The organism is Paraburkholderia caffeinilytica (genome assembly GCF_051027425.1).
GTDB lineage: Bacteria > Pseudomonadota > Gammaproteobacteria > Burkholderiales > Burkholderiaceae > Paraburkholderia > Paraburkholderia caffeinilytica_A.
Window position 1 is genome coordinate 988,021 of record NZ_CP186553.1, and the last position, 23,488, is coordinate 1,011,508.

The following is a 23,488-nucleotide window of genomic DNA, read 5'->3' on the forward strand; positions in this document are numbered from 1 at the left end:
TGCCTCAACGAAGAGGAATAACTGGAATGATCATCGACTGTCATGGGCATTACACCACCGCGCCACGCCAGCTGGACGAATACCGCAAGCATCAGATCGGCTGTTTATGCGGGCAGGACCACGAGCCGGAGAGAGGCGATCTGAACATCAGCGACGACGAGATTCGCGAAAGCCTCGAAACCGCACAACTCAAGATTCAACGCGAGCGCGGCACCGATCGCACGATCTTTTCACCGCGCGCGGTCGGCATGGGCCATCACATCGGCAATGAGACGACGAGCCGCCACTGGACAGAACATTGCAACGAACTGATCTATCGTGTCAGTGAGCTCTATCCGCAAAACTTTGTCAGCGTGTGTCAACTGCCTCAGAGTCCGGGCGTGCGGCCCGACAATTGCATTGCGGAGCTCACCCGCTGTGTCGAGGAATTCGGCTTCATTGGTTGCAATCTGAATCCGGACCCATCGGGTGGCCATTGGGCCGATCCCCCGTTGTTCGACAAGTGGTGGTATCCCCTCTACGAAAAGATGGTGGAACTCGACGTACCGGCCATGATTCACGTCAGCGGCTCGTGCAATCCGAATTTTCACGCGACCGGCGCGCATTACATCAACGGGGATACGACTGCGTTCATGCAGTTTCTCACGTCGAAGTTATTCACGGATTTTCCGACGCTACGCTTCGTCATTCCGCATGGCGGCGGCGCAGTGCCGTATCACTGGGGACGTTATCGCGGTCTCGCGCAGGATATGGGCCTGCCGCCGCTCAGTGAACTACTGCTCAACAACGTGTACTTCGACACGTGTGTTTATCACCAGGCAGGCATCGATCTGCTGACAAAGGTCATCCCAGCGGACAACATTCTTTTCGCCTCCGAAATGGTCGGCGCGGTGCGTGGTATCGACCCGGAGACGGGGCACTATTTCGACGATACGCGCCGCTATATCGACCAGGTTGCGTGGCTGAGTGCGGATGACAAGCAAAAGATTTTCAGTGGCAATGCGCAGAAGGTCTATAGCAGGATGAAGCAGTGAGTTGACGCGGTAAGTATCGAATGGGCGCAGCTTCAGCCACGAAGTTCGCCCGCACAAAATCAAAAAAATTGAGTCCGCGGTTCGGACCATAAGATATGGAGACAATCAATGAAAAAGTTTGCGCTGCTTCTCGCGATAGCCCCATTCGCCAGCGTGGTTCAGGCACAGTCGAGTGTGACACTTGCCGGGGATATAGACGGCGGTATCCGCTATACGAATTCAAAAGCGGGAAGCCAGTTTTCAATGAATTCAAATGGCCTGTATACATCCAATCGTATCGACTTTATCGGCCGGGAAGATCTGGGTGGCGGCTATGACGCTCACTTCCTGTTGGAGAGCGGCTTCAACCTCGGCAATGGCGCGTTCGACAATACGACCGGCATCCTCTTTAATCGGGGTGCGTACGTGGGTCTTGGAGGCTGGTTTGGTTCGGTCAACTTTGGCCGTCAATACACCGTCGCTCACGACGTGGTGTTCGACTACGATCCGTTCAATTTCGCCTATCCCGCGATCACGCCGGTAACACCGGCTACCGACGGGTTCCGTTTTAACAACGATGTGAAATACACCGGCGAATATGGCCCATTCCGGTTCCGTGCGGAGAATTCATTCGGCGGCGTAGCGGGCGACTTCAATGCCGGTTCCGCTCGCGGTCTGGGTGTCCAGTATAAGTGGGGCTGGTTGAACGTCGGCGCGGCATACGAATATCGCACGATCCAGGTTGGCACCACGTATCAACCGGACAACTATTTCACGGCGGGTGCGGAGCTGAAGTTCGGTGCTTTGCGTTTCGCGGGCGGCTACATGAACGAAAACCAGGACGCGACCTCGCCCGCAGCCGACGTCCGCACGCTGAACTACTGGGGCGGCGTGACGTATGACCTGACTCCGTTCGTGCGCCTCGGCGGCGCTTTCTACATCACCGATTTGCCTAACTCGAGCGGGAAACGCAGTCAGGGTATCGGGAGCATCACCTATGCACTATCGAAGATGACGCGCCTCTATGCCGAAGTGGATTACACGAAGTTTACCGGCAGCTACATCACGAACAAAACGCTCAATGCGAACGGCATCCCTCACCAGTCGGCTTTCTCGATAGGTATCAATCACCTGTTCTGACCAGCCATGGTCTTTCCGATTAGGAGTGTGCGCATATGAAGTATGTCAATTTCGGCAACACCGGATTGCAGGTGTCGCGTCTGTGTCTGGGATGCATGAGTTTCGGCGATCCGCAGTCCGGCACACACGAATGGACATTGGACGAAGGACGTGCTCGCCCCATTTTTCAGGCGGCGCTCGAATCGGGCATCAATTTCTTCGATACGGCCAATAGCTATTCGGCTGGTACCAGCGAGCAGATTCTCGGCAGGATGGTTCGCGAGTACGCACCGCGCGATGAAGTTGTCATCGCAACGAAAGTCTACTGGCCGATGCGTGGAGATGTGAATGGCCGTGGACTTTCGCGCAAAGCAATCATGGCCGAAGTCGATGCCAGCTTGCGGCGGCTCGGTACGGATTACATCGATCTTTACCAGATGCACCGATGGGACAACACGACGCCGATCGAGGAGACCCTCGAAGCACTGCACGATGTCGTCAAGGCGGGCAAGGTGCGTTATCTGGGCGCCTCGTCGATGTTCGCGTGGCAGTTCAGCAAAGCCTTGTATGTTGCGCGCCTGAACGGCTGGACCCGATTCATCTCGATGCAGAACCATCTGAACCTGCTGTATCGGGAAGAAGAGCGCGAAATGCTCGGGTTGTGCCGCGACCAGGGTATCGCGGTCATGCCATGGAGCCCCCTCGCACGAGGCAAGCTTACGCGGCCGTGGCAAAGCACGCCGGCCACCGTGCGCGATCGCACGGATGCGTTCTCCAAAAAAATCTATTCGGCTAGCGAGGAGCAGGATCGCAAGGTGGTCGAGACGCTCGGCGCAGTAGCGGACGCGCGCGGCTTGCCGTATGCGCAGGTTGCGCTCGCATGGCTTCTGCACAAGCGTGAGGTGACGACCCCAATCATCGGCGCCTCGAAATTGCAACATTTAACGGATGCTGTCGCTGCGCTCGACGTCCAGCTCTCACAGGACGAAATCGCCGCATTGCAGGCGCCCTATGTACCGCATGAGATTGCCGGGTTTGGTTGATGACTGCGATAGCCGCTGGCACCCATTGCAACTTGTTGCTACATCGATGCCCGGTCGGCATAGCGACACACGGCGGGAGAGATCATCCCTATGAGCACCACGATTGAACGAAGATGGTTCGGCGCCCGCGCCCGCGAATATTACGGCGGCGCGCTGATGATGCTGATTGGTCTCGGCGCGGCGACTCAAGGCGCGAGCTACAAGATCGGCTCGCTTACCGCGATGGGGTCCGGTTTCTTTCCGGTTGCGCTTGGCACGATCCTGGTGCTGCTCGGAATCTGGATCGCGGGTACCGCACATCGTACGCCCCACGAAGGCGCAACAGAGAAGGTGCCGTTGGAATGGCGCGGCTGGTTCTGCATACTCGGCAGTGTGGTCGCGTTCGTTGTACTCGGCAAATATGGCGGCCTTTTACCGGCGACCTTCGCCGTCGTGTTTATCTCGGCACTGGGTGACCGGGAGAACTCGTGGTTGAGCGCGCTGTTGCTGGCGGTCGCGATGTCGATTGTCTGCGTCCTCGTGTTCTGGTGGGCGTTGCAGGTGCAGTTTCCATTGTTTACGTGGGGGTGACGCATGATCGGGCAATCTCTTGCCGCTTTATGGCAGGGTTTCGGTGTGGCGTTGGAGCCACATAATTTCATCTGGTCATTCGTCGGCGTATTGATCGGCAATCTGATTGGTGTGTTGCCGGGCATGGGACCGCTTTCCGCCATTTCCATCCTGCTTCCGCTGACCTATTCGATGCACGCCGTGCCGGCAATCCTGATGCTTGCGGGCATCTTTTACGGATCGCAGTACGGTGGCGCGATCGGTGCGATCCTGCTGAATCTTCCGTGCCATCCGCCCCATGCGGTGACGTGCCTGGATGGCTATCCGCTGACCCGCCAGGGAAAGGGCGGCACTGCGCTTGGTATCACGATGGTCGCGTCGTTCGCAGCGGCGTCGTTCGGTATTGTCATGATGGTGTTTGCATCGCCGCTGCTGGTGAGTGTTGCGTTCAAGTTTGGCCCGCCTGAGCTGTTTTCCATCATGCTGCTGGGGTTGCTCGCCGGCGGGACGATGTCGAGCGGTTCGCGTGTGAAGGGGATCGCAATGACGGTGGTCGGTCTCCTTCTTGGTGTAGTCGGCGCCGATTCGACGTCGGGAGCCGTGCGCTTCACATTGGGTTTCACGGAGCTTGCAGACGGTATTCAACTCGTCGCGCTCGCGCTTGGCCTGTTCGGTGTGGCGGAATTCCTGCGTAATGTAAACCGTATGCACGTGGTCGGTACGGGCATGAAGCTGCGCATGCGGGATATGCGTCCGAGCGCAGCCGAGCTGCGCCAGGCGTTCTGGCCTATCGTGCGCGGCACATCGGTCGGGACCCTGTTCGGCGCGATGCCCGGTACCGGGCCCACCATCACCACCTTCATTGCGTACGCGCTCGAAAAGAAAATCTCGAAGCAACCCGAGCGTTTCGGCCATGGTGCGATTGAAGGCGTTGCAAGTCCGGAGGCCTCGTCTCACGCGAAGACGCAGATCGACTTCATCCCAACCATGAGCCTTGGCATTCCCGGCGATCCAGTCATGGCGCTGCTGCTCGGCGCGTTGCTCATTCAGGGGATTCAGCCCGGGCCTCAGCTGCTCGGGGACCATCCGGACATATTCTGGGGCTTGATTGCGAGTTTCTGGATCGGCAACGTGTTGCTGGTATTGCTCAACGTGCCGCTGATCCAGGTATGGGTACGCGTTCTGCGGGTTCCCTATCGCTTCCTTTTTCCAGCCGCGCTATTCTTTATTGCAGTAGGCGTTTACAGTACCAATAACATGCTGTTCGAAGTGGGCGAGGTACTGGTGTTCGGTCTGATGGGCGCTGTTTTTGTTGCGCTGCGATTCCCCATCGCGCCGATCATGCTCGGTTACGTTCTGGGACCGATGGTCGAACAGAATTTCCGCCGTGCGCTGCTGCTGTCGCACGGCAGCCTGCGGATTTTCGTCGATCAGCCTATCAGCGCGACGTTTCTGGGCGTTTCGTTGCTGCTGTTGCTCCTGCAAGCGTGGTTTGCGGTGCGCGGGCGGGCCGGCGGCAAGCGCGGCGCCGACATGCTGCCGCGTCCGCCGACCATGGAGGAATCGCAGCACAGCGAGCGGCCGGCCTGTCGGGATCGCCCGATTGCCGCTCCTGCAGGACGTGGCCACGACAAGTAGCGCACAAACGGTTCGTGCCCGCACGAACCCGGAGACACGATGAGTCAACTGGACTGGTATCTGACGGTCAACCTGAAGGCGCGCCATTTGCGTCTGCTCGTGGCCGTCAATGATTTTCGTAATCTGCGGCAGGTTGCGTCGAATTCGTATATCACGGTGCCAGCGGTGTCGAAAGCGCTCGGCGAGATCGAGAGTGCGCTTGGTGTGAAGCTCTTCGAGCGCACAGTCAACGGTCTGCGACCTACCGCTTATGGTGAATGCGTCGTCCGTCATGCACGTACCGTGCTCAGCAATCTGAACCAGGCGGCCGAGGAGATCAAGGCGCTTCAAACGGGCAGTGCGGGCAAGGTGCATGTTGGCGCGCTACCTACCTTGATCTCCACGATCATGCCAAAGGCGCTCGCGCTTCTCAAACAGGATTCGCCGCATACGAACGTATCGATCTCCGAAGGGCGAATGGTTTCGTTGTTGCAGGAATTGCGACGCGGCGATCTCGACCTGATCGTTGGGCGTCTGCCGAACCGGTCGGACACAGTTGGCCTGCAGGAGCAGGTTCTGCTCGACACGCCGATCAAACTCGTGACCGGACCGAATCATCCATTGGCGGGTAAAAAGAATCTGGACTGGGGCGACCTCAAGGGCTTCCCGTGGGTGCTGCCGCCACCTGGATCATTGTTGCGCGAGCCGATTGAAAATACGTTTGCGCGCCACGGCTTGCCGATGCCGTCGAATTACATCGAAACGCTGTCGACCCATCTTATTCGTGCCTACATCCAGATAAACGACGCGATCGCACTTCATACGGTGGACATGCTATATCCCTACGCCGATGTCAGTCCGATCCACGTTTTGCCATTCGATCTGAGCCTCGTGACGCGACCGCTCGGCGTCGTCTGGCGCGCAGACAAGCCGCTTGCGCCGAGCGCGGCCTTACTGTTGCGCTGCCTGGAGAAAGTGTGCCCAGGAGGAAAGGTCTCACACGACGCGGCGCGTGCCTTGGACTCCGACGAGTGACGCGTGGATGTCTTTGTGATCCTGCGTAACGCGTCTATCCGGAACAATCCAGTCCTGAAGCGTGGCGCCTCTGCCTGTCCACCGCTTAAAGAAACTTTCCTCATGCACTAACGGCCGGAAAGCCTGCCGAAAGTTAACTCCCAGGTTAACGCGTCAACGCTTTATTTCAATAGACGGCAAGTGCGGACGGCACGATCATGATGAAACCGACTCGACTCAAACCCCGTATGGGGGCAGGGCGATAGTCAATCGATCGGACGCGCAATCGCGCCGAATCAGGACAAAGACAGGAGACAGCATGCGTATCCGGATCATGAATCTGCTGCGTTGGACGACAATGACCCGTCGCGCCACGACGGATGCAAACAGGACGCACATGCGCCATCTTCGAGACTATCTGATCGTCCTGAACGATATCTATGGCGTTAGCGACCTGAGCAGTTCGCGACGCTGATCCTTCGCCGCACAACGGCGCGCTTTTTTCCTCCCCTCCGATAGCCGTATCTCTGATTCCCGATGCACCAGACCGTAGTGGTCTGTGCAACGGGATAAGGATAGCTGTTTTTAGAATTTGATAAGGAAAACACAAGATGCCGACGAAAATTATCGATATCCATCCGCACGTTATCTCGACCGACGAGAAGAAGTACCCGCGCGACCCTTTAGGCGGCAAGCAGTCGGTCTGGTCGCAGGAGCGTCCGACCTCTTACGAGCAGCTACTGACCGCAATGGACGAAGCCGGCGTAGCGAAAGCCGCGATCGTACATTCGTCGACCTGTTACGGTTTTGATAATTCTTATTGCGCCGATGCGGTTGCAGCACATCCCGATCGGTTTACAGGTGTCTGCTCGGTCGACATGCTGGCGCCCGATGCCGCCGAGAAAATCCGCTATTGGGTGGGACGTGGCATGACGGGCCTGCGTCTGTTCACTGCCGGCAGCACGATGCAAGGGCAGGGCGACTGGCTTGCCGATCCGCGTTCGTTCGCCGGCTGGGAATGTGCGGCGGAACTGAATCTGCCGGTTTGCGTGCAGGCGCGAATCCAGGGCATCCCGCAACTCAACGTTTTGATCGAACGCTTCCCTACCGTTCGCATCATTATCGATCACCTGTTGAGCCCGAACCTCGAAGCGGGCGCGCCCTACGCGGACGCCGAGCCGCTGTTCAGCCTCGCGAAACACGAGAACGTCTATCTGAAACTGAGCAGCGTGATCATCCGCCACGCACGGGCGGGCAAGGCAACGCCGGAATCTTTCTTCCCGCGTGTCGTCGAGGAGTTCGGTGCGAAACGCATTGCGTGGGGTTCGAATTTCCCCGCCTCGCCGGGGTCGCTCAAGGCGATCGTCACCGACAACATGCAAGCAGTTGAATGGCTGCCGGAAGAAGACAAGGAGTGGATCTTCAATCGTACGGCCTCGCAGCTCTATCCGGTCCTCGCATAAAGGAGCAGCCCGTGAACGCCAGTCAGCGTATTCCCTTGCACATGCTCCTCGGTACCTATCCGAGTACCCAGGCCCTGAAAGATGGCACGGTCCGCTCCGATATCGTCGAGTTGGATTTTGCCGACGTGCCGCGGCCGAACAACGCCTTCAAGCGGGTCGTGCGCGATCTTGAGTTCGACGTCGCCGAACTTGCGATCATCACGTTCCTGATGGCGAAGGCGCGCGGCAAGCCGCTGGTGCTGCTGCCGGCCGTGATGATCGGCCGCTTCCAGCATCCGTACATCGTTTATAACGCGGAGCGCGGGAATCTGTCGCCGCACGATCTTAATGGCAAACGCATCGGCATGCGCTCGTACTCGGTCACGACCGCGACCTGGGTGCGCGGCATCCTGCAGAACAACTTTGGACTCGACCTTGCAAGCGTCAAGTGGACGACGTTCGAAGAGCCACACGTTGCCGAGTTTGTCGATCCGCCTAACGTCAAACGCGCACCGGAAGGCAAGGAATTAATTCAGATGCTGCTCGACGGTGAAGTTGACGCAGCGATCATCGGCGACGGTGCAAAAAACGACCCGCGTATCAAGACGCTGTTTCCCGATCCGGCTGCGGAAGCGAAGGCGTGGCACGAACGCAATCGCGCAATCCAGATCAATCACATGATCGTCGCGAAGCAGTCGCTACTGGATACCCGTCCGGAAGCGGTACGCGAGGTGTTTCGCCTGTTGGAAGAAAGCCGCCGTGTTGCGGCTGAAAAGGGTGGCAAAGCCGAGCCGGCATTCGGGCTCGAAGCGAACCGGCGCAACATCGAGGTGGCGATCGACTACTGCGTCGATCAGAAACTGATCGATCGCCGTCTGAGCGTCGACGAGTTGTTCGACGATACAACGCGCGTTCTGGGAGCGTAAGCCAGTGATGATGGGTTCCGCTTTTTCGAGCACGTGGCGCGCGCGCTTTCCTGCAATGGGGGCGTACAAGATGCGTAGAACGGCGCTGGTATTCGCCGCGTGCTGTTTCCTGTCGATCTTCGTTGCGCCTCGCGCGCAGGCCGCGGACGCCGATAGCGATTATCCGTCGCACGCGGTCACCATCGTGGTGCCGTTCGCGGCCGGAGGCGCCGGCGATCTGACGACGCGTTTGTTCGCGCAGAAGCTGACGCAGATCTTTAACCGGCCGGTCGTCGTGTTGAACCGCCCGGGCGCGGGCTTCGTTAACTCGGCGACGATGGTCGCGAATGCGCGGCCGGACGGCTACACGGTGTTTCTCAGCGGCAACGGCGCGGACATCTCGTCCGTGCTGTTTCGCCACCTGCCTTACCGGCTAAGCGACTTCAGGCACGTGTCGTCTGTTTCGTTCTTCACGCCCGCGATCCTTGTGGATGGCCACGCGCCGTATAGGAATATCGCCGATCTGATTGCCGATGCGAAGGCACATCCGGGCAAGCTGAACATTGCGACGGTGTCGGCCGGCAGCACGCAGAATCTCGTCGCTTCGCTGTTCCGTCTGAAGGCGGGCGTCGATATCCAGATCGTGCCGTTCCAGACCACGAGTGAAGTGCTGTCGGCGTTGCGGGGCGGCGCCGTGCAGGCCGTGGTGGAGGTTATTCCGTCCGTGCTTGGGCAGGTGTCGTCCGGGGCGATACGCGCACTTGCTGTGACGTCGCCCGCGCGGTTTGCCGGCTTGCCCCAGGTGCCGACGCTCGCCGAAAGCGGCTTCCCCGGTTTCGATGCGACGTCGTGGAGCGGACTGAGTGTTCCCGTGAAAACGAGCGACACCGTGGTGAGCCGTCTCGCGTCCGCAGCCGCAACGGCGCTTGCCGATCCCGAGGTCAAACGCAAGATGCTGATGCTGGGCGCCGAGGCCCGCGCGGACACACCCGACCAGATGACCCGTCTCGTCCAGACCGATACGGCGAAGTGGCAGCAGGTGATTCAGCAGGCAGGCATACCGCTTCGCTGACGGAGAAAGTCATGACAATCCAGTCGCGCTTGATATGGCAAAGGCAGGCCGTGATGCACATGCTGCACAACCTTGATCGAAACTGCGTATCCGTCTGACGGCACGTTACTTTTTTCATCGCTATCGGAGGCGCGTTGCCGGTCCTGACGGCGGCGCTTCAGTTCCCACAGGACTTACTCTGCATGAAACTCATCAGTTTTCGTACTTCTGGATATGACTCGTATGGCGTTGTCACAGAGAACGGTATCGTCGATGCAGCGCCGGTTGCGCACGAGCTTGGCGCGACGTTGAGAGAAGCGCTCGAGCGTGGCTCGCTCGACGCGCTTGCAGACTACGCGGCAAGCACGTCCGACCGGCTCGCGTGGCGCGACGTCGAATTCCTGCCCGTGATCCCCGAGCCGCGCAAGATCCTGTGCGTCGGCATCAACTATCTGTCTCACGTGAAAGAGACGGGACGTGACGTGCCTGACAAGCCGATGCTGTTCGTGCGTTTCGCCGAATCGCAGACGGCTCACGAAGGGCCGATCGTGCGTCCGCTCGCTTCGGAACGACTTGACTTCGAAGGAGAGCTCGCCGTGGTGATCGGCAAGCATGCCCGCCATGTGAAGGCGGCGGACGCATTCGACGTGGTTGCCGGATACTCGTGCTACAACGACGGCAGCATTCGCGACTGGCAGCGCCACACGTCGCAGTTCACGCCCGGGAAAAATTTTCCATGCACCGGCGGATTCGGCCCGTGGCTCGTGACGGCCGACGAAGTAGGGGACCCGTCGCAACTGTCCCTCACCACGCGCCTGAATGACGAGATCATGCAGCAGGCCACCACCGACGATCTGATTTTTCCGGTGCCGCAGTTGATCGAATACTGCTCGACTTTCTGCGCACTTTCGCCGGGCGACGTGATCATCACCGGAACGACGGGCGGGGTTGGCGCATTCCGCAATCCGCCTCTGTGGATGAAAGCCGGCGATGTCGTCGAGATCGAAATTTCGCGCATCGGAACGCTGCGTAATATCGTCGTCGATGAGGTGGTGTCCGGTAACGTGCGGGACGCTGCCGCCGCGCGCGAATCACTGGAACAGGGGCGCGCATGATGCCTTTGTGCAATACGTTGCCTTCGCTCGCGTCGCGGGCGGCATGAGCGCGCTGCTGCGCCACGCGTCGTTCACGCGTTTCTGGTCGGCACGCATCGGCTCCATTGCCGCCCAGCAGATGCTGATGCTCGCGATCAGCTGGCATATGTACGATCTCACGTCCAGCGCCTGGGATCTCGGCCTCGTCGGGCTGTTCCAGTTCGTGCCCGCGCTCGCCACGACCTTCGTTGCCGGCCATTGCGCCGATCGCATGCATCGCGGCCGGCTCGTCGCGTTCTGTCTCGCGGCTCAAGCCACCGTGGCCACGTTCCTGACCGTCTCGACTGTCACGCACATCGTGACACGCGATGTGCTGCTCGGACTTTCGCTGATGCTCGGCGCGATCCGGCCATTCCAGATGTCAGGGCAGCAGGCGCTGCTGCCGATGCTCGTTCCGCCGACATTGCTGGCGCAGGCGACGGCGCTCAGCACCGTCGGTCAGCAGGTGTCCGTGATCGCCGGCCCTGCCTTGGGTGGCTTGCTCTTCGCGATCGGCGTCAACGCCGTCTATGCGACCTGTGCAGCGCTCTTCTGTGTGAGCGCCGTGATGTGCCTATTCATCCGCTACGAGTACGTTCCGCCGCCGCGCGAGCCTGTCACTGCCGAAACGATTCTCGCCGGCTTGCGTTTCGTCTGGAACAATCCGCTGCTGCTTGGCGGCGTTTCGCTCGACCTGTTCGCGGTCCTGTTCGGCGGCGCCACGGCGCTGTTGCCTGTCTACGCCAAAGAGATTCTGCATGTCGGTCCGCAAGGCCTGGGCTTGCTGCGCTCCGCGCCGGCAGTGGGCGCGCTTTGCGTCGGCCTCGTGCTGTCCCGGAGTGCCATCAGCAGCGGCGTCGGCAAGAAGCTGCTGATCGCTGTCGGCGTTTACGGTGCCTGCATTGTTGCCTTCGGGCTTTCACGCTCGTTTCCTGTGTCGCTGGCTTTACTCGCGATCGCCGGCGGTGCCGACACGATCAGCGTAGTCGTGCGGCAGACGCTGGTCCAACTGGAAACGCCCGATCGCATGCGCGGTCGCGTGGCTGCCGTGAACACCCTTTTTGTCGGAGCGAGCAATCAGCTCGGCGAATTCGAATCCGGGGCAACCGCAGCGGCGTTTGGCGTCATCGGTTCGGTGGTATTAGGCGGATGCGCGACGATCCTCGTCAGCCTGGCATGGAGCCGCCTGTTCAAGCCGCTCGCCAGACGTGAAACCTTGCACTGAGCGTCGCGTGAGACGCGTTCCAGGAGAAAGCATATGGCTCATTCGTCGCCTCGTTCATTGCCGCCGGACGTCGATCCGCGATCGCGATGCCGTCTGCCGTTACCCGAGCGGGACGCGCTCGACGAGGCCGGCAGACAGGCATACGATCGCGCCAGCCGGCCCGGCGTCATTGCGGGCTTGCAGGGCCCGGCCGGCCTTCAGTTGCATAGTCCGGAGATCGCGCCGCATCTGTCGGCGCTGAACAGCTATCTTCGCACCCGAGCAGGCTTTTCGCCGCGGGTTCGCGAGATTGCGATTCTCGCCACGGCTCGCGAAATGGACAGCCAGTTCGAATGGAGCGCGCACGAGCCGGAAGCGTTGAAAGAGGGCGTGCCTGCCGACGTCGTCGATGCGATCCGGCACCGGCGCGACACAACAGGACTCGACGAAGAAGCCGCGCTCGTGATCGAACTGTCGAGACAGTTGTGGCGGGACCACAAGGTCACCTCCGACCTGTTCGCGCGACTGCATGCCCGTTACGGCACACGACAGATGATGGATCTCGTCGTGCTGATGGGCACGTATGCGAATACCGCTGCAATGCTCGCCCTGGTCGATATGCAGATTCCCGACAATGCGCCGCCGATGTTGCCCTGAAGCATGCGTGATGTTTGGGGCATTGCAGCGGCATGGCAACTGTAATTCGCCGTCAGTGTCAGCCGATAAAGCCGTACAAACGAGCCGGATTGTCGACCAGCAGCTTTTGCATGGCGCCGGCATCGCCGCACAGCGGCAGGACGTCGACCACGTCCGCATCGTCGGCCACCGGATGGCGCGGGTTGGGATGCGGAAAATCGGTTCCCCACAGCAGGCGATCGGGTGACGCGTCGATCAACGCGCGGACGAACGGAGCCACATCCGCGAACGGCGTGCCTGTTGCGGAGAGCCGATCGATCGCGGACACCTTGATCCAGCAGTGATCGCGCTTCGCCCATTCGAGCAGCCGCGCAAATCCCGGCTGCTCGAGCCCGCCGGCTGCATCGATGCGGCCCATGTGATCGATCACGAACGGAACGGGCAGGGCGTCTAACATCGGTTGCAATTCGTCGAGCCCGGTTGCGTCGACGTGCAGCAACACATGCCAGCCAAACAGCGCAATTCGCTCCATGAGCCTGTGAAATGTCGCCGGCTCAGGTGGCGTCCACAAATGCCTGATGAAGCCGAAACGCACGGCGCGGATGCCGCCATCGTGCAGCACCTGCAGATTGGCATCGGAGATGTCCGCGTCGATCAGCGCGACGCCGCGCCGCGCATGCGGCCGATCGGCGATGGCGTCGAGCACGACGCGGTTGTCCGTGCCGTGCACGGTTGCCTGAACGATTACCGTTCGATCGACGCCAAGCCGCTCGTGCAACGCGCTCAATACGGTCTTGTCGGATTCAGCCGGGGTGTAGGGCCGCGAATCCGCATAGGGAAAACGATTCACGGGACCGAGGATATGACAGTGCGTATCGCACGTGCCGCGCGGCAGCGTGAAATCGGGCTGACGAAGTGCCGGTGACGGCGTGGCAGGTTGATGCAACGGTCACACTCCTTGAATATGCGAGGCGGTCATCGGTTGAGTCCATGCGTGCGTGGGCCGATCAGGTCCGCGCATGCGTGCCAGCGCTCCGCTCGCTGCCTTCCGCGTCTGCGGATGAACGCGGACCACCGGGCATCCACTGGTTGGTATTCCACGCGGCGATCGCCATCAGCAGGAGCGCGCTGCCGGCGACGAACAGGGCGATGGCCGATCGCAAGCCCATCGACGGCGAGAGGCGCGCGATCGCATACGGCGCGATCGAGCTGGCCGCGGTCATGGCGTAGCTGATGCCGATGCCGGTTGCGCGGCCTTTGACCGAAAAGCGCAGCGACTGGTAGAGCGGCAGAATGCCGAACAGTCCGCTGGCAAAAAGACCCATCAGGCACGCACCCGCAGCGAGAAGCCATACGTTCGACACGAGCGTATAAAGGACCGTCAGCGGAATCACCATGCAGAGAAACAGGACGATCGTGCGGCGCTCGCCGAGCCGGGCGGCGACGTAACCGCATAACGGCTTGCCGGTCAGCGATCCAACCGAATAGGCCACCAGAAACGGATAGATATGGCTCGCGTCGATGTGCTGCACGGTGATCAGGAAGGTCGGATACAGCACCTGCACCGACCACAGCATGAAATTGATCGCACCCGAAAAGAGCCAGGCCTGGAGAGCGGCAGGATTGAACTCGAATGCCTCGAACGCGCCGCGCTTCGGGTTGCGTTGCTGATCGCGGATCCAGTCGGGCGATTCGGCGATGTTCTTGCGTATGAAGATCGTCAGCAAGGCGGGCAGCACGCCGATCATGAACATCCAGCGCCACCCGAGTACAGGGAACAGCAGATGGAACGTCGCCGCCGCGAGCATGTAACCGATCTCATAGCCGGAGACCATGATGCCGGACGCGTACGGCCGGATGGATTCGGGTACGGTTTCCATCAGCAACGAAACCGACACTGTCCATTCGCCGCCGAAGCCGATACCGAACAGAACCCGCAGCACCATGAACGAGGCATAACTCCATGCCAGACCGCTGAGCCCCGCCGCGCACGAAAACCACAGCACCGCCGCCATGAAGACGAGCTTACGGCCGAAGCGATCGGCTGCGAAACCCCAGCCTATCGTGCCGGCGATTTTCGCCAGTCCTGTCGCGGTCACGATCAACGTCATGGCTGGCAAGCCGACGTCGAACACCTTGCCCAGATGCGGCAGCAGAAACAGCAGCATGGCAAAATCGAACGAGTCGAGCGCCCAACCGGCAGTTGCCGCCGCGATGATCTGCCAGTGCGATTGCAACAACCGCCATTGTCCGGAACGGGTTCGGTCTGCGCTCACCTGTCCTGCGTCATGCTGTAAATCTTCCACGCTATATTTCTCCGCAAATCGACCGGACGCAACAACGCATTACGCTACTGGCAGCGTTAGAAAAGATAGTTGATGCCGACCGAGATTCCCAACTGATGCGACGCGTGAGCCGCATTCAGCGTCGCATTGCTGATGTAGCTGCCGTGATAGGTCGTGTAGTCGCTCTCAGCGTATAGGCGTGTACGTTTCGACAACAGGTAGGTCGCGCTGAAGATGGCCAGGTTCTTCCGTCCCTTACTGGTTGGAAGATTCGTCACGTAATAGCCCGCACCGAGATTGACGTCATAGCTGAGGTTGTAGGTCACGCCACCCCAGTAGTTTTCCGTGCGCGCGGCAGTAGCGGGCGCTACGTTGTCCGTGGTTTCGCTCATGTAGCCGCCCGCAAAACGCAGCGTGCCGAACTTCAGCTCGGAGCCGAACGCGACGTAGTCATCCGGCTGATACGCGGTGCCGACCAGCACGGTACGATGAATATACGTTCCACCGATATTGAAGAAGCCGACCTTGTATTGCAGTCCGGCGCCATGTGCGGTGCCTGCGTTGAAATCGCCGGCTACGCCTCCTAAGGCTTCTTCCGCGCCGACGTGAAATGGCCCCCACACGCCCGAGTATTTGATGTCGTTGTTAAAGTGCGTTCCATCGGCCGCCGGTGTCAGCGGGATGATCGAGGGATAGCCGAAATAGAACGGGTCGAAATCGTGCAGCACGTCGTGGCCGAGCGTGTATTGACGCCCCAGATCCAGCGAGCCATACGGACTGCCAATACCCACGAACGACATCCGGTTGAAGAGGAGGCCCGTCGTGTTGTCCAGCGCGCCGGTGCCTGTATTGAAGCCGGTTTCAAGCTGGAAATGCGCATTCCAGTTGCCGCCGAGATCTTCCTGACCGAGAAAGTCCAGCCGGTTCGCGGTATACAGTCCGTTCGAATTCATGGTCGTCACGCTGCCCTTGCCGTTGCTGATGTATCGCACGCCTCCATCGACGTTACCTGCCAGCGTGACCGACGACTGTGCATGGGCGGCGCACGCGATCGTTCCGATTGCCAGCGCGCAAGGGCGCCAACGATTTTTCTTCATCTGGTTGATCCGCTTATGTTGTCTCTCTGTGCTTAAACAGCAAGAGAGTTGTCTCCTTTTTATGCGGCGGGGCGAGCCAGACGCTGCATATGCAGCAGCGCCGCGACAAGCGACATGACATGGCAAAACTTCGGTTCGAAAAGATTGGCGACGCCGCGCGCGGTCTCTGCATCGTGCTGGTGGATGTCCACCTCGTCCTCTCGACGTATGACGATCCAGATTAGCGAGAATCATGGATTTATCCACGACGCCCGTCTATTGAATAACCATGCGGATGAGTTAACCGATCTGTAAAGACCTCGGCATGAGGTGGCGCGGCGCCACGCTCGACGCGTCATGCACCGATGCCGAAATGGTCGTCCGTAACGCGTGGGAAGCGCGGCGCGCGCAATCATCACGCGCGCTCTTGGGGATGCGTCTGACGGGCTAGAAAAGAACGTCGATACCGACGGTGACCGCCGTTTGACTGGACGTGCCGGCCGGGTTGAGCGTGCTGACCACCGCATGCTTGTACGAGGTGTAATCGACTTCGCTATAGAGCGTGGTGCGCTTGGACAGCAGATAAGCAAGCGAAATCACCGAGAGGCCGCGACGGCTGGCCTTGTCGTTCGACACCGTGGTCTGGTAGTAGCCGCCGTCGAAAATCATGGATGGCGTGATGGTCCACGAGATACCGCCAAAGGCATTGTTGGTCACCTGGTGCGGTGCGGCCGGTGTCTGCAGATCTTCGGACATGAAGCCGCCCGACACGCGTACCGGGCCGATCCTGTAGGCGACGCCGGCCATGTAATAGCTGTCGCCGAGGTAAGCCGTACCGGTCAGTATGTTGCGATGTCCATACACGCCGCCGACGTTCACCGGACCCGCGCTGTAACTCATGCCGACCGACCGTGTCGCGCCGCTGCTGAAGTCGCCCGCGACACCGCCGAGCGAATTGTCCACTTCGAACAGCAGCGGACCGAAGACGTTCTTGTACTTGATGTCGTTGTTGTTGCGCGTGCCATCCGAGGCAGTGGTCAATGGAAGGATCGGCGTGAAATGGAAACTGAACGGATCGTAGATGCTGATAATGTCGTGCGAGATCGTGTACTGGCGGCCGAGGTCGATCGACCCGTACTTGTCGTTTCCAATGCCGACGAACGCCTGCCGGTTGAATTCAATGCCGGTGGTGTTGTCGAACTGCCCGTTGCCAAGGTTGAAGCCGTTCTCCAACTGGAAGTGCGCATTCCAGCCGTCACCCAGGTCTTCCTTTCCCAGGAAGCCGAGTTTGTTCGAACTGTAGTAGCCGTTCGAATTCATCGTCACCACCGTACCGCCGCCTTTTACCGCATTCGTCTGGTAGCGGACCCCGCCGTCTACCGTGCCGTATATCTGGACGCTCGTTTGCGCATGTGCGGACATTGCGCATAACGTGCCGGCCGCGGCGGACAATCCAAATCCAATGGTTCTCCAAACCCTCTTTTTCATCATGTGTCTCCGATTTAAAATCTTATATGTGGAACGCGTGGCGACGGGGAAAATCCGTCTTAAGATTCGTATGACTAAGTAAACATGCTGTTTTCAACTCCAGTTATCAGTTCCGAGTGAGGCGGCGACGGTCGTTCATTTGCGCCGCCGGCCTCGGGCCATCTGCGATTAGTTTCCTGCGTGGCCGCTGCTCGTCTGGCTGAGACGCCCGGACGGCGCGTCCAGCTGTTTGAAGCCGGTTTTCAGTTCATGGCGTAGCGCGACACGGTCGAGCGCTTTTTCCCAGTTCGCCACCACGATGGTCGCCACGCTATTGCCGACGATGTTGGTGAACACGAATGCGCTGGACATTGCCTTGTGAATGCCGAGAATCAAAGCGATCGATTCGACCGGAATCGTGTTCGAGGCGGCGAGCGTTGCCGCCAGCACGGCAATCGCCGCGCCGGACACGCCCGCTGCGCCCTTGGACGTGAGCAGCAGCACGGCGAGCAGCACCAACTGGTCGTGCCAGGTCATCGGCGTGTTGGTCGCCTGGGCGAGAAACACGGCGGCTGCGGCGAAATACAGGCACGTGCCGTCGTGATTGAACGTATACGCGGTTGGCAGAACCAGACCCACCACCGATTTTTCGCAGCCGAGCCGCTCCAGCTTGTCGATCAGTTGCGGGAAAACCGTCTCCGACGAACTCGTGCCGATCACGAGCAGCAACTCCGCACCGATATAGCGCATCAGGCGCAGCAGGCTGAAGCCGTTGACTTTCGCGATCGGCCAGAGGATCAGCAAGATGAAAAGCGCGCAGGTCAGATAGAACTCGAGTATCAGTTTGCCGAGCGAGAGCAGCGTGCCGAAGCCGAACTTGCTGACCGTGAAGGCGATTGCACCGAACGCGGCAAGCGGTGCGATTTTCATCGTCAGGCCGATGATCCAGAAGAGGGAACCCGATACTGCATCGATCAGCTTCAACGCCGGTTGTGCGCGCTCGCCGATTGCGGCCAGGCCGAATGCAAACAGCACCGAGAAGAACAGCACCTGCAGCACGTCGCCGCCGGCGAACGCACTGATCGCCGTGTGCGGAATGACATTCAGCAGAAATTCGCTCATTGTGACGACGTGATGCGCTTTTGCGACATACGCATCGACGGCCGCGGAGTGCACGCTGTGCATGTCCACGTTCATACCGACACCGGGCTTGAGCACGTTAATGACCACGAGGCCCAGCACCAGTGCGAGCGAGGTCACCACTTCAAAGTAGAAGAGCGCCTTGATCGCCACACGGCCAACTTTCTTGAAGTCGTTGACGCCCGCGATGCCGCTGCACACGGTGCAGAAGATGATTGGGCCGATCAGCATCTGGATGATGCGGATGAAGGCGTCGCCAACCGGCTGCAGATCGATGCCGAACTTCGGGAAGAAGTAACCCGTGACGATGCCCAGTGCCATACCCGCCAGCACCTGGAAGGACAGGTCACGGTAGAACGGCAGACGTGCCTTGGGTTTAGTGGCGGCGGACGTGCCCGGCAAACTCATGGTGTCTCCTTGTCGAACAGCGGCGAACTCGGGTTCGCTCAAGAATGATGAAATGGACGGGTGCGGCGTTAGCGCGCGGCGTCGCCCAGAATGGCGAGACTGTCGGCGAAGATTTCGTCGACGCTCAGCTTACGCGGCAGCAACTGCTGTTGTTCGCAGAACGCAAGGGTCTCCTCGAGCGGGCCGCGCAGTGCGTCATATCCGAACAGCAGTTTGTCCGGCTTGCCGGCGTTCTCCGCGGCGACCGATGCCTTGCCGCGGCACAGCAGGTCATATACCGCACGCACGGCTTGCGGCTGTGTGTCGATCAGCGCTTTCGTTACCACGACGACATGATTGATCGGAACGTAACGATGAAGGGCATACCATGCACGGTCGGCCGCGGCTGCGTCGTCGATCAGCGGTTCGAGGCCCGGCTCGTCCGGCAAATCGTTGCCGAGGATGGCGGCATCGAGCTCGCCTGCACGAAGCATCGACAACAACTGCTTGGCGGGTTCGGCGCGGTGCACGAACGGCGGATCGCGATACTCCTCCAGATGCGCGCCTTCGATTGTGACCCATTCGATCTGATCGAGTGGCACGCCGTAGGTTTGCGCGAGAATGGCGCGCACCCACATGCCGGTGGTCTGCGTATAGGCGCGTACGCCGACTTTCTTGCCTGCGAGGCTGCCGACATCGAGCTTGCCGCGCTGGGCATTATAAATAATGCAGCCCTGCTGGAAGCGCGCGGCCACGACCGCGGGCAGCAGCACGACCGGTTTGCCGTAGGCTTTCGCCTGCAGATACGTAACGATCGCCATTTCGCTGACGTCGTACACCTGACGCCGCGCCATGGGTGCAAAAGCGCGGTGAATCGGTTCGACATCCTCAAATACCAGTTCGACGGCGGGGTCGGTCAGTTCGCCGGCTTTCAGAGCCCGCGTGTGAGGATAGGTATGCAGCGCGGTCTTCAGGCGCAGCGGTGGTGCAGAGGTGCTCACGGTCGTGTTTTCCTGTTCGTTCGAGACGGACATATCAGGCGGCGAGCGCCGGATAAATCGCGCGCGCGGTGCCGCTGAAGATCGCTTCGCGTGCATCGGCGGGCAGCATCGACAAACTTTCGCGGGCATCGGCGAGCAGTTGCGGCAGTGCGCCTTCGGCAGCCGGGAAATTCGAGCCCCATGCGATGCGATGCGCGCCGAACGCGTCGAGCACACGCGGGAAAAAGGCGGCAGGCGTTGACGCGCCACGCGCGGCTTCGGCGATCGTGCGGTTCGTGAGCTTCAGATACACGCCTTGATGCGACGCGAGGCTGAAGAGCGGTGCGGCTGCTTCGTACGGCGGGCCGCCGGCGAGTTCGGGACGTGCAAGGTGATCGAGCAGCACACGGATATCCGGAAAACGCGCGAGCATGTTCAGGAGCGCGGGAATGCCCTGTGCGGTCATCTGCAGGCAGATCGACACGTTATGGCGCTGCGCGTATTCCCACACCGGAAACGAGCGCTCGTCGTCGAGCCAGCCTGCCTGGCCGGGCATCGTGCTGCCGGTCGTGAAAAGGCGCAGCCCGGAGAGGCCCGCGTCGAGCCAGCGCTGCACTTGCGTGACGGCGTCGCTTGCCAGCACGTCGACGGAGAACACGCCTGCGAAACGGCGGGGATGGTTACGCACTGCTTCGACCACATAACTATTGTCATTGCCATATACCGTCGAGGCCTGCACGACCACCGCACGGTCAATACCGGCTTCGTCCATCGACGCAAGCAGGCCTTCAAAGCTGACAGGACGCTTCGACGACCATTCCGACTGGTGACCACCGACCGGCGCGAGCGGATAACGTTGTTTATCTGGGGAAATTGCGTGAGTGTGCGTGTCGATGACGACGGACATGTACCGGCTCCTGACTGAAAACTTATTGGACGAATGGGCGTTACTGTAAGTGAGATGTAGCCGGAGTCCTTAATATGAAGTGCGCCGGAAGACATAAATTCTGGTTAAGCTAAGGGTTTTCACATAGTCATTCCGGAGAATCGATGGGTGAAGTCGGGGGTACGTCGTCGGATGACGATCTGACGCGATTAAGGCGTCTCTTCCTGTTCGATGCGGTGTGCGAAGCGGGCGGGATCGGACAGGCCGCGGTCCGCGCGGGGCGCACGCAGCCTGCGGTGAGCCTCGCCATCAGCAAGCTGGAAGCGAGTTTTGGCGGTCAACTGTTCGAGCGCGGCTTTGGCGGCAGCGAATTGACGCAGGAAGGCGTGATCCTGCAACGGCGCGTGCGTCGCATGCTCGATCAGATGGAGCGTGCGGTTGCGAGCCTGACTGGCCAATCGGCGGCCACGAATGTGGGCAAGATTTGCCGCCATCTGACCGATACGCAGGTGCGCTGCCATATCGCGATTGCTAATGCGGGATCGGCGGCGGAGGCCGCACAATCATTGGGCATTTCGCAGCCGGCGGTGCATCGGGCGGCGCGGCAGATCGAGCAGAACGTCGGCGTGTCGCTTTACCGCCGGCGTGTGCACAGCGTGTCGGCGAATCCGGCGGGCCTCGAATTCGCGCGTTGTCTGAGTCTGGCGCTCTACGAAATCGCGCAGGCGAGCGAGGACCTGGCGTATGCCCGCGGCCAGCTCACCGGGAAAGTGGCGATCGGCGTCTTGCCGTTGCTGCCGCCGCGCCTTGTCGCGCGCACCATCCAGCGACTGCGCGACCACTATCCCGCTGCGCGCGTCACCGTCGACGAAGGCTCTCACGCGCGGCTCCTGCGCGAACTACGCACCGGAGCGATCGATATCATCGTCGGTGGGCTGCGCGAGCCTCGCCTCACAGGGACCGTGCAGGAGATGGAACTGTTCGCCGATCCTTACGTGGTGGCCGTGCGCAAGGGCCATCGGCTGGCCGGGCAGAAAACCATCGCGGCTCGCGATCTTGCCGGTTATGACTGGGTCGTGCCACAGCGCAATGTGCCGCGCCGCGCGGTGATCGATTCGATCTTCGCCCGGCTGCCCGTCAAACCGCCGCTGGTGGTCGAGACCAGTTCGCTCGCAATGATGATAGCGATGCTGGTGGAGAGCGACTGCATCACGCTGTTGTCGCGTGCGCTGATTCGCGAGGCCTATCCGGGAAGCGAGATGGTTGCATTGGAACTGGAGACGCCAGAGGCAAGCCGGGCGGTCGGGTATACCTTGCGTACCGACTGGCTCGGCACTGCCGTCCAGCAGGCATTCGTTGAACATCTGCGTGAGGAATGCGCGTCGCGAATCTGAGCGCGGGCCCAATATCAGGCCGGCGTTCGCGTGAGCAGGCTCAGCGCCTGGGTCGTCGATCTGGCTTCGTCGACGATCCATTGAACGAACAGGTCGATACTTCGGCGAGGCGTGGCGGATACTGCGTGGTACGCAATGCCGCAATCGGACAGCACGGCGAACGGCGCAACGAGGCGGCCACTTTCCAGCTCGGGGAGCGCGAGAGCGGGCGCGCTGACAACCACCCCCAAGTCGTCGGCTGCGGCTTCCAGCGCGGTCATTGCATGCGCGAAATGGTGGCCGCTGGACTCGTCGGGAGCGGCGATGCGTGCGAACTGCGCCCACATCTTCCAGTACGATTCGCCGCCGCGCACCACGCCCCGGTCGTCATAGAGCAAAGGCAGCGAGACGAGTTGTTCCGGCTGGTTCCGGTCGATGCGCGATGCCAGCGCGGGCGATAGCAGCGGCGTGAGCGTGAGCGGCAGAATGGGCGTGACGTCGAGATTCTCGTATCGCCCATTCCCTAGTAACAGCACCACGTCCACTTCGGCCATCCACTGGCGAATGTTGTTCGCTTCCATGGCCTGCTGGGTCCACGTCAGTCCGAAACCGTGCATACGCGACACGATTCGCACGTCGATATCGGCATATTGCATGAGGAAACGATGCAGCCGCGGCATCAGCCAGCGATTGGCGAAGGAAGGCGGGCAATCGATGGTGAGCGGTTCCTTGTCCTTGAAACGACCGAGCAGTTCGATGGATTCGCGCATGATCTGGAAGCTCTCGCGGAGCTTCGGCAGACAGGCGCGACCCGCCTGTGTGAGCACCAGTCCTCCTTTCGTTCGCTCGAAAAGAGAGACACCGAGGTGTGCCTCGAGCGCGTTGACCTGGAAGCCGACCGCAGCCGGCGTGACGTGCATTTCCGCGGCGGCCTTCGTGAAACTCAGGTGACGGGCCGCCGACTCGAATGCCTTCAGCGCATTGAGAGGGGGGAGTGGTGTGGGCATTGTCTCGCTCGGAATGGTTGAGGCCACATACCCTTTTCTCCGGCGCGTTGCTCAAGGAAATCTAGCGAACCGCACAAAGATTTCTCATGTGACCGCGGTTCGACAGCCCGCTAAACTGGACAGTCCTGGGTCTAGGTCTGGTGCCGAAATGTCGGACGCAG

At 60.4% G+C, this 23,488-nt stretch carries 22 protein-coding genes; 14 read left to right on the forward strand and 8 right to left on the reverse strand.

Going from position 1 to position 23,488, the window contains the following annotated elements:
* Nucleotides 1-26: 26 nt before the first annotated feature.
* From ACOSV0_RS24905 to ACOSV0_RS24965, 13 genes are all read left to right on the forward strand, one after another.
* Entirely contained in the window at nt 27-1,034 is a 1,008-nt protein-coding gene (locus ACOSV0_RS24905) for an amidohydrolase family protein (RefSeq protein ID WP_434114624.1), read from the forward strand.
* 108 nt (nt 1,035-1,142) lie between these two features.
* Complete coding sequence (locus ACOSV0_RS24910) at nt 1,143-2,153, forward strand: porin (RefSeq protein ID WP_434114626.1); 1,011 nt, start codon at nt 1,143-1,145, stop codon at nt 2,151-2,153.
* Between the two features lie 35 nt (nt 2,154-2,188).
* On the forward strand, nt 2,189-3,175 hold the full coding sequence (locus ACOSV0_RS24915) for an aldo/keto reductase (RefSeq protein ID WP_434114628.1): 987 nt from the start codon (nt 2,189-2,191) through the stop codon (nt 3,173-3,175).
* Between the two features lie 90 nt (nt 3,176-3,265).
* Nucleotides 3,266-3,745, forward strand: a complete 480-nt coding sequence (locus ACOSV0_RS24920) for a tripartite tricarboxylate transporter TctB family protein (protein ID WP_434114630.1) — start codon at nt 3,266-3,268, stop codon at nt 3,743-3,745.
* Between the two features lie 3 nt (nt 3,746-3,748).
* Complete coding sequence (locus ACOSV0_RS24925; RefSeq protein ID WP_434114632.1) at nt 3,749-5,362, forward strand: tripartite tricarboxylate transporter permease; 1,614 nt, start codon at nt 3,749-3,751, stop codon at nt 5,360-5,362.
* 39 nt (nt 5,363-5,401) lie between these two features.
* Complete coding sequence (locus ACOSV0_RS24930) at nt 5,402-6,376, forward strand: LysR substrate-binding domain-containing protein (protein WP_434114634.1); 975 nt, start codon at nt 5,402-5,404, stop codon at nt 6,374-6,376.
* A 298-nt stretch (nt 6,377-6,674) separates the two neighbouring features.
* The gene (locus tag ACOSV0_RS24935; protein WP_434114636.1) at nt 6,675-6,830 is read left to right on the forward strand and encodes a hypothetical protein; all 156 of its coding nucleotides are present in this window, start codon (nt 6,675-6,677) and stop codon (nt 6,828-6,830) included.
* Between the two features lie 136 nt (nt 6,831-6,966).
* Nucleotides 6,967-7,818 carry an amidohydrolase family protein gene (locus tag ACOSV0_RS24940; protein ID WP_434114638.1) on the forward strand — a complete coding sequence of 284 codons (852 nt, stop codon included), beginning with the start codon at nt 6,967-6,969 and terminating at the stop codon, nt 7,816-7,818.
* Nucleotides 7,819-7,829: 11 nt separating this feature from the next.
* Nucleotides 7,830-8,723, forward strand: a complete 894-nt coding sequence (locus tag ACOSV0_RS24945; RefSeq protein ID WP_434114640.1) for a phosphate ABC transporter substrate-binding protein — start codon at nt 7,830-7,832, stop codon at nt 8,721-8,723.
* 7 nt (nt 8,724-8,730) lie between these two features.
* A complete protein-coding gene (locus ACOSV0_RS24950) occupies nt 8,731-9,774 on the forward strand; it encodes a Bug family tripartite tricarboxylate transporter substrate binding protein (RefSeq protein ID WP_434114642.1) in 1,044 nt (347 codons plus the stop codon).
* Nucleotides 9,775-9,956: 182 nt separating this feature from the next.
* Nucleotides 9,957-10,868 (forward strand): fumarylacetoacetate hydrolase family protein, encoded by a 912-nt coding sequence (locus ACOSV0_RS24955; protein WP_434114644.1) that lies wholly within the window; start codon nt 9,957-9,959, stop codon nt 10,866-10,868.
* A 43-nt stretch (nt 10,869-10,911) separates the two neighbouring features.
* Nucleotides 10,912-12,111, forward strand: coding sequence for an MFS transporter (locus tag ACOSV0_RS24960; RefSeq protein WP_434116122.1), 1,200 nt, complete (start codon nt 10,912-10,914; stop codon nt 12,109-12,111).
* Between the two features lie 33 nt (nt 12,112-12,144).
* A complete protein-coding gene (locus ACOSV0_RS24965) occupies nt 12,145-12,747 on the forward strand; it encodes a carboxymuconolactone decarboxylase family protein (protein ID WP_434114646.1) in 603 nt (200 codons plus the stop codon).
* 58 nt (nt 12,748-12,805) lie between these two features.
* Here ACOSV0_RS24965 and ACOSV0_RS24970 read toward each other — a convergent pair whose 3' ends face one another.
* The 7 genes from ACOSV0_RS24970 to ACOSV0_RS25000 form a co-directional block, all read right to left on the reverse strand.
* A complete protein-coding gene (locus ACOSV0_RS24970) occupies nt 12,806-13,672 on the reverse strand; it encodes an amidohydrolase family protein (RefSeq protein ID WP_434114647.1) in 867 nt (288 codons plus the stop codon).
* 61 nt (nt 13,673-13,733) lie between these two features.
* Nucleotides 13,734-15,032 carry an MFS transporter gene (locus ACOSV0_RS24975; protein ID WP_434114649.1) on the reverse strand — a complete coding sequence of 433 codons (1,299 nt, stop codon included), beginning with the start codon at nt 15,030-15,032 and terminating at the stop codon, nt 13,734-13,736.
* Nucleotides 15,033-15,088: 56 nt separating this feature from the next.
* Nucleotides 15,089-16,108 (reverse strand): porin, encoded by a 1,020-nt coding sequence (locus tag ACOSV0_RS24980; protein WP_434114651.1) that lies wholly within the window; start codon nt 16,106-16,108, stop codon nt 15,089-15,091.
* A 426-nt stretch (nt 16,109-16,534) separates the two neighbouring features.
* Complete coding sequence (locus ACOSV0_RS24985) at nt 16,535-17,509, reverse strand: porin (RefSeq protein WP_434114652.1); 975 nt, start codon at nt 17,507-17,509, stop codon at nt 16,535-16,537.
* Nucleotides 17,510-17,743: 234 nt separating this feature from the next.
* Nucleotides 17,744-19,102, reverse strand: a complete 1,359-nt coding sequence (gene dctA / locus ACOSV0_RS24990; RefSeq protein ID WP_434114654.1) for a C4-dicarboxylate transporter DctA — start codon at nt 19,100-19,102, stop codon at nt 17,744-17,746.
* A gap of 68 nt (nt 19,103-19,170) precedes the next feature.
* Complete coding sequence (locus ACOSV0_RS24995; RefSeq protein WP_434114656.1) at nt 19,171-20,082, reverse strand: hypothetical protein; 912 nt, start codon at nt 20,080-20,082, stop codon at nt 19,171-19,173.
* Between the two features lie 34 nt (nt 20,083-20,116).
* Entirely contained in the window at nt 20,117-20,968 is an 852-nt protein-coding gene (locus tag ACOSV0_RS25000) for an amidohydrolase family protein (protein ID WP_434114658.1), read from the reverse strand.
* 143 nt (nt 20,969-21,111) lie between these two features.
* Here ACOSV0_RS25000 and ACOSV0_RS25005 point away from each other — a divergent pair, with 143 nt between their 5' ends.
* Nucleotides 21,112-22,341, forward strand: coding sequence for a LysR family transcriptional regulator (locus ACOSV0_RS25005; protein WP_434114659.1), 1,230 nt, complete (start codon nt 21,112-21,114; stop codon nt 22,339-22,341).
* A 14-nt stretch (nt 22,342-22,355) separates the two neighbouring features.
* On the opposite strand, the gene ACOSV0_RS25010 is transcribed toward ACOSV0_RS25005, so the two are convergent.
* A complete protein-coding gene (locus ACOSV0_RS25010) occupies nt 22,356-23,327 on the reverse strand; it encodes a LysR family transcriptional regulator (protein ID WP_434114661.1) in 972 nt (323 codons plus the stop codon).
* Between the last annotated feature and the right edge of the window lie 161 nt (nt 23,328-23,488).